General features: G+C 45.1%; 13 protein-coding genes. All 13 read left to right on the top strand.

All coding sequences use genetic code 11. The features are described from left to right. Nucleotides 1–274: 274 nt before the first annotated feature. Nucleotides 275–1,096, top strand: coding sequence for a DNA adenine methylase (locus tag HMPREF1144_RS30500; RefSeq protein WP_007372165.1), 822 nt, complete (start codon nt 275–277; stop codon nt 1,094–1,096). Beyond that, nucleotides 1,093–1,323, top strand: a complete 231-nt coding sequence (locus HMPREF1144_RS30495) for a hypothetical protein (RefSeq protein ID WP_007372166.1) — start codon at nt 1,093–1,095, stop codon at nt 1,321–1,323. The genes HMPREF1144_RS30500 and HMPREF1144_RS30495 overlap by 4 nt, the downstream gene beginning before the upstream one ends. Then, nucleotides 1,310–2,293 (top strand): recombination-associated protein RdgC, encoded by a 984-nt coding sequence (gene rdgC / locus HMPREF1144_RS30490; RefSeq protein ID WP_007372167.1) that lies wholly within the window; start codon nt 1,310–1,312, stop codon nt 2,291–2,293. Before HMPREF1144_RS30495 ends, rdgC begins: the two co-directional genes overlap by 14 nt. A gap of 11 nt (nt 2,294–2,304) precedes the next feature. Then, entirely contained in the window at nt 2,305–3,183 is an 879-nt protein-coding gene (locus HMPREF1144_RS30485) for a hypothetical protein (RefSeq protein ID WP_009654998.1), read from the top strand. Beyond that, the gene (locus HMPREF1144_RS30480) at nt 3,180–3,782 is read left to right on the top strand and encodes a hypothetical protein (protein ID WP_223226832.1); all 603 of its coding nucleotides are present in this window, start codon (nt 3,180–3,182) and stop codon (nt 3,780–3,782) included. The genes HMPREF1144_RS30485 and HMPREF1144_RS30480 overlap by 4 nt, the downstream gene beginning before the upstream one ends. An 18-nt stretch (nt 3,783–3,800) precedes the next feature. Then, nucleotides 3,801–4,229, top strand: coding sequence for an HNH endonuclease (locus tag HMPREF1144_RS30475; protein WP_032951321.1), 429 nt, complete (start codon nt 3,801–3,803; stop codon nt 4,227–4,229). A gap of 97 nt (nt 4,230–4,326) precedes the next feature. Further along, nucleotides 4,327–4,809 (top strand): hypothetical protein, encoded by a 483-nt coding sequence (locus HMPREF1144_RS30470; protein WP_032951323.1) that lies wholly within the window; start codon nt 4,327–4,329, stop codon nt 4,807–4,809. Next, the gene (locus tag HMPREF1144_RS30465) at nt 4,799–5,239 is read left to right on the top strand and encodes a hypothetical protein (RefSeq protein ID WP_223226831.1); all 441 of its coding nucleotides are present in this window, start codon (nt 4,799–4,801) and stop codon (nt 5,237–5,239) included. Before HMPREF1144_RS30470 ends, HMPREF1144_RS30465 begins: the two co-directional genes overlap by 11 nt. Before the next feature lie 51 nt (nt 5,240–5,290). Continuing rightward, nucleotides 5,291–5,875 (top strand): hypothetical protein, encoded by a 585-nt coding sequence (locus HMPREF1144_RS30460; RefSeq protein WP_032951326.1) that lies wholly within the window; start codon nt 5,291–5,293, stop codon nt 5,873–5,875. 191 nt (nt 5,876–6,066) lie between these two features. Then, nucleotides 6,067–7,776 carry a DUF4942 domain-containing protein gene (locus HMPREF1144_RS30455; RefSeq protein ID WP_007372173.1) on the top strand — a complete coding sequence of 570 codons (1,710 nt, stop codon included), beginning with the start codon at nt 6,067–6,069 and terminating at the stop codon, nt 7,774–7,776. 153 nt (nt 7,777–7,929) lie between these two features. After that, nucleotides 7,930–8,685 carry a hypothetical protein gene (locus tag HMPREF1144_RS30450; RefSeq protein ID WP_009654999.1) on the top strand — a complete coding sequence of 252 codons (756 nt, stop codon included), beginning with the start codon at nt 7,930–7,932 and terminating at the stop codon, nt 8,683–8,685. Between the two features lie 14 nt (nt 8,686–8,699). Then, nucleotides 8,700–9,092: a hypothetical protein gene (locus HMPREF1144_RS30445; protein WP_032951328.1), complete on the top strand. Its 393-nt coding sequence runs from the start codon at nt 8,700–8,702 to the stop codon at nt 9,090–9,092. Nucleotides 9,093–9,137: 45 nt separating this feature from the next. Then, nucleotides 9,138–9,364: IS5/IS1182 family transposase (locus tag HMPREF1144_RS30440; protein WP_009655000.1), on the top strand; the 227-nt coding region annotated here is incomplete at its 3' end.

Genomic DNA, 9,364 nt, shown 5'->3' with positions numbered 1-9,364 from the left:
AAGCCTGGGGGCGTGTTCGGAAGAAGGAGAAGCCGCACAGATTGCTTTGCGTGATACAACGACCGGCATATTGATTTCAGTAAACAAAAACAATTACGACATCATCATGCCTGTCCGTGTCTGACAAAACGCTCTCGTTTTGTCGGCCTTTTCGAAATAGCCAATTTCATGGGCGTGATAACGTTAAAACAAGCTTCCTGACGGGATGGCTATATGCCATCTCGCTCCCATTGGTCGCGATCACTGCGTCCTAATATTCTGGAGCCAGAATGAAATGAAAAGCGTTCTGAAGTGGGTAGGAGCCAAACACAACATTATGGCAAGTCTTAAGCATGTACTACCGAAAGGTGGTCGGCTTATTGAGCCCTTTGGCGGTTCAGGCGCTGTAATGATGAATACGAATTACCCAGAATACATTTTGGCCGATATTAATAGCGACCTGATCGATACATACCAGAGTATTTTTAAGTCGCCTGAAAAGGTACTTTCTGAGCTTAAACGCCTTTACTGTCTCGGGCGTTCTGAGGACGCCTATTATGAGCTGCGAAGCCAGTTCAATAATCATGATAGTGCAAGTGACACTCAAGCTGCTCTGTTTATCTATCTGAATAGGTTTGGCCATCGCGGACTATGCCGATACAACCGGAAAGGCATCTTTAACGTCCCCTGGGGTTATTACGCCAACCCCTATCTCCCAGAGACAGAGTTATACGCAATGGCTGAGAAAATGTCCTCAGCAACTTTACTTTGCGCCAGCTTCCAGACCACGCTATCAATGGCCCGCCCGGGTGATGTGGTGTATTGCGACCCACCATATGTTAATCCCGGCAGATTCACGGCTTACCATGCCAGCGGTTTTACACCCGCTATGCAGATTGAGCTTACCAAACTGCTCCAGTTGCTGCCTGAACGCGGGGTTCATGTCATCGCATCATGCCACGATGCGCCTGATATTCGTGAGCTTTATCAAGCCTTCGCTATTCATGGTGTGACTGCCCGGAGAAGCATATTTAAAGGCAGCGGGGATGGGAAAAAAGCTTCAGAAATCTTCGCGGTCAAATTAGCGGATAACTCGAAAAAGGGAGCTGCGGCATGAAACGCTTCCATTGTTCTGAAAAGCTGCATAACCCAGAGACTGAGAAATTTTGTCAGGATATCGCCGAACAATATCGGACAGCACCTGATATTGCCGTGGCGCAGTTTAAACAAGTGCTGAGCTCTAAGCCTCTAACTTACTGGGAGTGTGTCGTGATCCGCGAGCGTGTCTCTGACCTTATTAAAATTAATCAAGCAACAGCTGAGGGCCACGATGAGCCAATTTAAACCCAAAAGCCTTGTAGTCTACCGCATCCAAAAAGCTCTGGAATTAGACAAGCTGGATGAACAGTTAAGTGAGTTGAAATACACTCCCTGCGGGCCTAATGATATGGCACGGTCAGGATGGATCCCGCCATTGGGTGAAGATGTCGAGCTGTTAAAGCATGAGTCGAATAATCTCATTCTTCTGACTGTTAAGCACGAATCGAAAATACTTCCTCCCGCGACCATCAAAGAAATTGTGCGAACCCGGGTTCAGAAACTGGAGAAAGAGCAAAACCGCAGGCTAAAGAAAATGGAGATCCAGGCCGTCAACGATGCCGTGCTCGCTGAGCTCATACCAAAGGCTTTCAGCAAATACAGCACTACAAACATTTGGGTGGATACTAAATCACGTCTACTGCTTGTTGAGACCACCAGCCATAAAAAAGCAGATGATGTAACAGCTTTGCTACGTAAAACTATTGGCTCACTTCCAATTATCCCATTCACGCTGGAAACGCCGGTAGAACTGACGTTAACAGAGTGGGTCAAAACAGGAAGTCTGCCGCCTGGCCTAGCTTTATGCGACGAAGCCACGCTCAAAGATGTGCTCGAAAACGGGGGGGTCGTTACAACAAAACGCCAGGATTTGATATGTGATGAGATCGCTCATCACATCGAGGCCGGAAAGCTTGTGACAAAGGTTGCACTGGGCTGGATGAACCAGATGTTTTTCATCCTGAATGACAATTTCATCTTTTCACGACTGACCTTTACGGAAGAACTTATTGAACAGAACGATGACATTTCGCCAGAAGATCACGCCCAAAGATTTGATGCCGATTTCGTTTTGTTTACCTCTGTTGTTATGGAGGTTCTGGACACAATGATAAAAGCCCTCGGGGGTGAAAGCCCAGGACTCATCACAACGCCGTCAGACGAACAACAAGGTGTCGCGGCAGAAGCCAAACAACCAGAAAAAACCTTCCATTAAAGGGCTGAGAGATGATTACAGCTACAGAACTCCAAGAGTTATCACGCCAGGTTGAAAATGCTAACATTGCCCGAGCCCTGGCAGTTAAAGAGTTGGTTAAAGAGACAAGAGATCGTCAGTTTTCATTGTGGGCGCTATTTATTGGTCTCTTCAGAGAGACACCGGCGCGAAAAAAGCTGAACGAATGTGAATTGCATCTTAACCTGCTGCTGCCAAAATGCAGGAGCATCTTTCTTCAATACGTAGTTATGTCCTCGTTGGAAGAAATTTCGAAATCACCAGATTGTGAGATTTATCAGCATCTAGTCAACTGCTGGAAAGAAGCTCAGATAAAATATAACGAGTCAGGCAGACGACTCAAACTTGCAGAAAATGCCCGTGAACTATTAAAAACAGCAAAGGATGAATGTAATAGTGCTTCCACAACTGAATTTCTGGATATGGTTACTACCAGTAAAGCAATATCCATACTTTCAGCAATAGACACATCCTCTGCGAGTAGTTCGTTAAAGAGAGCTATGGGTGCGCTTAAGCGATTAGCAGATGAAATGCCTGCCCGGCAATCACCTATTGATTCAAATTTACCAGATGACACGCTTGATCTGTTTGTCGATCTGACTATAAATCCTGTTATCGATATTCTCTCCTGGTTAAATATTGAAAAGCTGGATAATGCCGAAGTGCAGTGCAGCAAAGCCTTAAAGAAACTTCAGACGTTATTAGGACAACTGGGTGCTGAGCATGATTTGAGAACTAAGGATTATCAATCTCAATTAGATACGCTTAAGAGAATTGAACAACCATACATCAAAAAGGTGATGCGGCATATACCCGAAAATATGAAGTTCAAGGAGCCTGAGTATCTCCAGACTATAGGAATGAACCCATGACTCTAAAATATATAATCGCTCTCGCAATATTTCTGACATTTGTGTGCTTTGCAGCTTTCATACTTATCTACGCGAGTCGAACAAAACGAGAACAACAACAAACTCAGCAACCTTTGGACGAGCATGATCAGCAGGCAGATATTAATGCCGATGCCGACGAGAACGCCGCACTTGATGGGTTGAGCGAGTACTTCATCAAAAAAAATTCGATATTGCCAAAAGTCCTGATGGATCTTTATGTGCGCTTGAGTGCGGTGTTCAATGGTCAGTACATTATCGCACCCCAGGTGCTTGCCCGGGACTTAGTAGAGCTGGAGCTCGAAGATGAACCGGTTGCCCCGGTTGACGTACTTCAGGCGCAACAGTACGCAGATGAATTCGTGTTCGATTTTGTTCTCTCCGATGCGCATACCGGGGAACTAGTGCTAGCAATGATCAATGAAGATGCTATCAGCGCTCAGCCTGAAGGAGAGTTCATTATTGCCCTTTTTAAAAGAACTCACATTCCTGTCTTTCGCTATGAAACGTTGTCAGGCTTGGACGATAACGCCCTGGCAGTCAACATCGCTGAATCAATAGACGATGGCCGATTCTCTTAGTTCCACAAGGAATTTATTATGTCTCTGTCAAAAAAACAAAGAATAGTACTGAGGGCTAAATTTGGTGGTCGATGTGCATATTGTGGCGAGGTACTGAAAGAAAAAGGTTGGCACGCTGATCACGTAGAACCTGTGCTAAGGAAATCCGTCCAGGATATGCAAGCTGCGGCCAGAGGGAAATTTAAGCTTAAGGCTACCGGTGAAGTGTTTAATGAAAGTGCCAACTGCTTAGAAAATCTTTTCCCAGCCTGTGCGCCCTGCAATCTGCTCAAAACAACATATTCACTGGAAATGTTCCGCAAACAAATAAGTTTACAGGTTGAAAGGGCACGGAAGAGTAGTATGAATTTCAGAACGGCAGAAAGATTCGGCCAGATAAGCATTGTAGAGAAACCCATTGTTTTCTGGTTTGAACAGTATTCAGAGAAAAATGGTGCTATCAAATAAACGACTAATTTAACATTATCATGGCGCGTATCGCGCACTGCTTCGTCAAATATTCAGCCGTGATAATATTGTTTAGTAGGCCCATTACGGAGCGTATATGACTAATCATACAAACTGGACTGGAGACCTGACCGAAGGCGCAACTATATTTGTAGCCACACCAGATGGCCAGCTCAGCAAATGTAGAGTCGAGTCCGTTCGAGACCGACATTTCTCGGTCGAGGGTATTGAACGTGAATTCGATAAGTTGAATGCCTGCTCAGTTGATGGGTTACTACACTCTTACCCCGACGATTTCGAGTCGAGGGAGTTATTTGGTCTGTGCCAGCAAAAAAACAGGCTCAAGTCTCTGCAAATTGATTCATTATCGTTACAGCAAGTCCAGTACATGCTGGCTGGCCTGGAACTTGCCAGGAAGAGATATGGATACCAGTACCGAGGCAGCAAAGCCGTAGATACCAATCAGAAGGGTAGACTGGCCATGAGCATTGATGATTCGCTTCACCCAATTCAGATCGCTTATATACTGGCAGGTTTAAAATTATCTCTCCTTCAAACAGAGGTGAACCATGACTGCTAACCAACGTAAACGTCCTTCGCGTAACAATCGAGCTGTCCAGTTAACGTCCGAGCAGCTGGTAGAAGCGAAGACGCTTGACCTGAAAGCCCACCATTCGTTTAAAAACCTTATGGGTCTTGCTGCAATCAGTGTCGTGGTGTTTGTCTGTCTTGGCTCCTTGATCCATAAACAACGCTCAGTAATGAACGAATGGGACCTGGGTGAAGTGATCAGAGGCGTTGATTTGAAAGCCGGAACCCTCGCAAAAAACAACTTTTTCATCACCAACAAAGGGCAGTTTGAAGCAAGTGGCGTTACAGTGTCACTTACGGGTACAAAACTGAAATTACAGCAGCATCAGGACGGAAAATATTACGTTTGTAATTCTGCAACAGGTGATTGTGTTCTGGTATCCGATGTACAAGCTGAAAAAATTCGTGACCAGCTGTAGCGAGGGGAAAATATCGGTTACTGTCACCGGTAACCGAAGGAACCTTCGTATATGTCACGACAAGAAGCCGCAACGCAGTTATTTATGTCTGCACCACCAGCAAGTATTGATGTCGTTATTGAGCAGCTGGAAAGGGACGCTCAAGCAGCCGGTATCGATATCCATACAATCTCTGTAATGGCCAGCCTGTTACGTGATCGAATAGAAGCATACAGTGACGTGCTTAAAATCGAGCCTGAGCGGGTGATACACGCACTTGAGGTACTGCGAGGTACGGAAGTGCCGTGGGCTTTTTACACTCCGTCCAGGCTACCTGAGCTTGAAGATGTTCATTGCTGGGAAACTCCTCACGATTTTGACCAAGACCTAGGTGAACACCAGCTGCGGCGCTATATTTGCCCTAAATGCGAGCATGAATCAACCGACCCAATGCGCTGCACGGCTGGCCATGCTCCTGGAGTTAACCAGTATCCTGAAAGCTGTGATGCCACTATCTGGAATTCGCCCGATTCTTGGGATAGTATTAACCCTATAATAAAATTAATTATCAAATCTACGTTCCTGGCTGACCTGACTGTTCATACAATCTTCTATCCGAAAGGGTTGAAGCTTCCTGAAATTCAGGACGTTGAGTAGTCTGCTTCGGGCTCTGTGATCTGATAGTTATATATACCTCATTTAAGACCCCTTACTGGGGTCTCTTTTTTTGGACTTCCGCCGTGCTATGTACTTCACGGTATCCCCAAATATCCCGGCTTATGTAGTTCGTCGATTTGCTTCGTCACCTGCCATACCTGTCTCATAATTTCTCTATTTGGAGAAATCTGATGAACCTACCGACAGCTGTATTAGCGAATAACGATGAAAATGAATCAGACGTCCTCAGCCTTTATGCTAATCCCGTAGACAGTCAAAGTGGCCTCATTGAACATGACGGCTTTCAAAAACTAAATGCCATGCGCGATCTGCTGGTGGAATACAACACAACACTGAAGCACATGCAGGCCATGTATGATGCAGTGATGCGGAACCGGCATGATGAAGCATGGCGCATGTTCTGTGATTCTTGTGACAATTCCATCAAATATACGCTGGCTGTAGAAAATTTGTTCTGTATAGAACGGGCCCGCTGTGCTCTCGATGAAAAGTACTGGCAAAAGCTGCTCGATCTGACCGGCGTAAAACCATTTATGCCCACCGAAAGATACGATGACTGGAACGAAGGATTGAGGGCATGGCGAAAATCATCAGAATCAAATTTTGAGAAGCTTAAGCCTGTACCCTTCAACGAAGAAAGTATCTTTTCTACCGCATTCGCATTGAATGAAGAGAAAAAAGACTACTTCGCCCAGATGGTTCATGGTGTGTTTGAAAAGCTCTCCGCTCTGCATAAGACTAACCGTGCCCAGGGCTTCAGCAACAAACTCATCATAGCCAGCTGCTTACCAAGTAGAGATAACCGCAGATCCTATGACTATCTCAACTATTTTAATGACCTTCGTAAGGTTATTGGACTGATGTATGGACGAAGCGGTGCTGAGGATGTGAATTCGGCTGCGGTCAAAGAGTACATGATGAGTAACCCTGGCGAATGGGTAAGTATTGATAACGATAGTCTTAAAGTGAAGGGGTTTATTAACGGCAATGTGCATATCCTGATTGAGGAGGAAACTTGTGACAATCTCAATCTGGTACTATCCCATTTAATGCCAGGCTGCATTCCTCTCGATCGCCGATACACCACCGGCCATAACTCCGCAAGAACTGTAAAAACCAATGAATATCGGTCGCAGTTGATATCATTCTCTGCTGTTAACTCCTTAATATCATATGCCACTGACCATTTGAACGCGGGCAAACACCTGTCACCGGGGCCGCACACTTTTATCCTGCGGGACAACCAGTCTGTTAGTGAGAAAAAAGAACTGGTGAACATATGGGAGTCATTGGGTGCTGTCAGAAGATATAGAGAAGTATATGACTTTGACTTTAGCCCCGTTGAAGCATTCAAACTTCTGGCATTACATGGTTCTATACCTGACCGCTATACGCACCAGTTCTATGCAACGGTCGGAGAACTCCAGAAACGAGCAATTGATGAATGTATGGTGGCTTCAGGTATGCGTTTGCTGGAACCGAATATCGGTCTTGGTGCGCTACTGAAAGGGTTACCAGAGGGGGTGGATGTTACTGGTTTTGATATACACCCCGCAGCTGTTGCAATTACTGGCCTGCGCTGGAACGTCACCCTTAATGATTTTCTATTGGTCAAGCCTGAAAATACCGGCTTGTTTGAAAGAATTCTGATGAATCCTCCATTTAGTGACTCACGCTGGATTGCACATTTTCAACATGCGATGAGATTCCTGAAACCGGGAGGACGCTTGATAGCAATACTGCCAGGGAGCGCAAAGGAGCATCTTTTAACCCGAGAAGCTGGGCCCGGTTACGACATCAATATTCTGGGTTGCTATGACAACGCCTTTGAAGGAACCGCAGAATCCATAAAACTTTTCTCCGTTGATGCCCATGAATAGTGGGGAAAGGAAGAGCTGGTCGAGTTAATTTCGTCACCCGTAACTGAACAGAAAAAATGAGATAGAGAAAAAGCCGTCAGTTTGTCGATGTTAAATGCTATTCAAATTTTTCAACATGCGACAATTGAGCCAACTACATGAAGAGGAAACACAATGTCAGCATTTCTCATCAATAAATTATCTTTCGAAGATACCAAACAAATAATGTTGTCCTCCATGAAAACAATGGCATCTCTTCATGGTATTTTGGCAATATTCTTGCCGATAATTGCTGGTGGTGGACTCCTGACACTCATCATGAAAAATGTGACAATGGAGGGGCTTGCATTTTTTATCTTACAGCCAGTTGTACTCACCCTCTACCTTACGGCTATCTTATGCCGATATCAAAGCTCAGAGCTAAGATTGAATATCTGGGAAGAACTACGCAACTTTATCGTTGTGTTAGTTTATGCATTATTCCTGACCGTACTAATGATCGTAATATTGTGGTTAGTCAAATTTATGATTGCTTCAGCGGTTGCGGGTGAAACCAACCATGTTGAATATAAACAACCAACATTAACAAGCATTAGTCTGGCTTACTCCAACCTAATAGTGTATTTCAATATGTACGCCCTTGCCACTTTGAGCGTATTTATCGCTACGCCAATGCTCGTTTTATTCATACCAACAGTTACGCGGTGTAAAGGTTCTCTGCTGAAAAGTATACCAGTCATTTGTAAAAGTACTTTTATGAATATTGGGCCGTTGTTCGCATTTTCAGCTATCTCTGGTGTTGTTTTACTTTCGTGGTCATACTTTTCGCTCAGGTATGAATGGTTAATCCCGGCAGCAACTATACCTCTGGCCTACTTATCAATATTGAATTACCAGCTGTCTGAAGCAGCATTGCCTCGTAACCAATAAAAAGGAAACCTGTGATGAGAAAAATAATATTAAATGCGGTTGTTTGTTTATTTGCAATTAATGCATCAAGTTTCGCAATATCAGCGGAAAGCTCTCCATCTCGTGACGAACTGAATGACGTGATGAAAGTTCATGCTTCCGAGATTGCTGCTGTTATCGCATGTAAAGACTACCTCGAAAATGGCGAGGAACGTTTGACTGAAGCGAAATCAAAAGCTGGCCGTGTACTGGGTAAGATGGTAGGCAATCAAGCCAAGGGTAGCGAGTATGCTAGTCGGATTCTGGTAACTGTTAACGAAGCTAAGCCAGATGAGCAACTGAAGGCTGAATTCGACAAGGTCAACCTTGACCACTCAGTCCGCGTTGCAAAATGCGCTCAGCTAGGGAAGGTGCGAACAAGTTCCTGATATGAGATCATCATATTCATCCGGAGCGCATCCCAGAGGGACATCATGAGCCATCAACTCACCTTCGCCGATAGTGAATTCAGCACTAAGCGCCGTCAGACCCGAAAAGAGATTTTCCTCTCCCGCATGGAGCAGATTCTGCCATGGCAGAATATGACCGCTGTCATCGAGCCGTTTTATCCCAAGGCGGGCAATGGCCGACGGCCCTATCCGCTGGAGACCATGCTGCGTATTCACTGCATGCAGCATTGGTACAACCTGAGCGACGGTGC

Origin of the sequence: Klebsiella sp. OBRC7, from assembly GCF_000293135.1 — a bacterium.
Lineage (GTDB): Bacteria > Pseudomonadota > Gammaproteobacteria > Enterobacterales > Enterobacteriaceae > Klebsiella > Klebsiella michiganensis.
The sequence above is the reverse complement of the archived record's forward strand: the minus strand, read 5'-3'. Positions and strand labels throughout refer to the sequence as shown.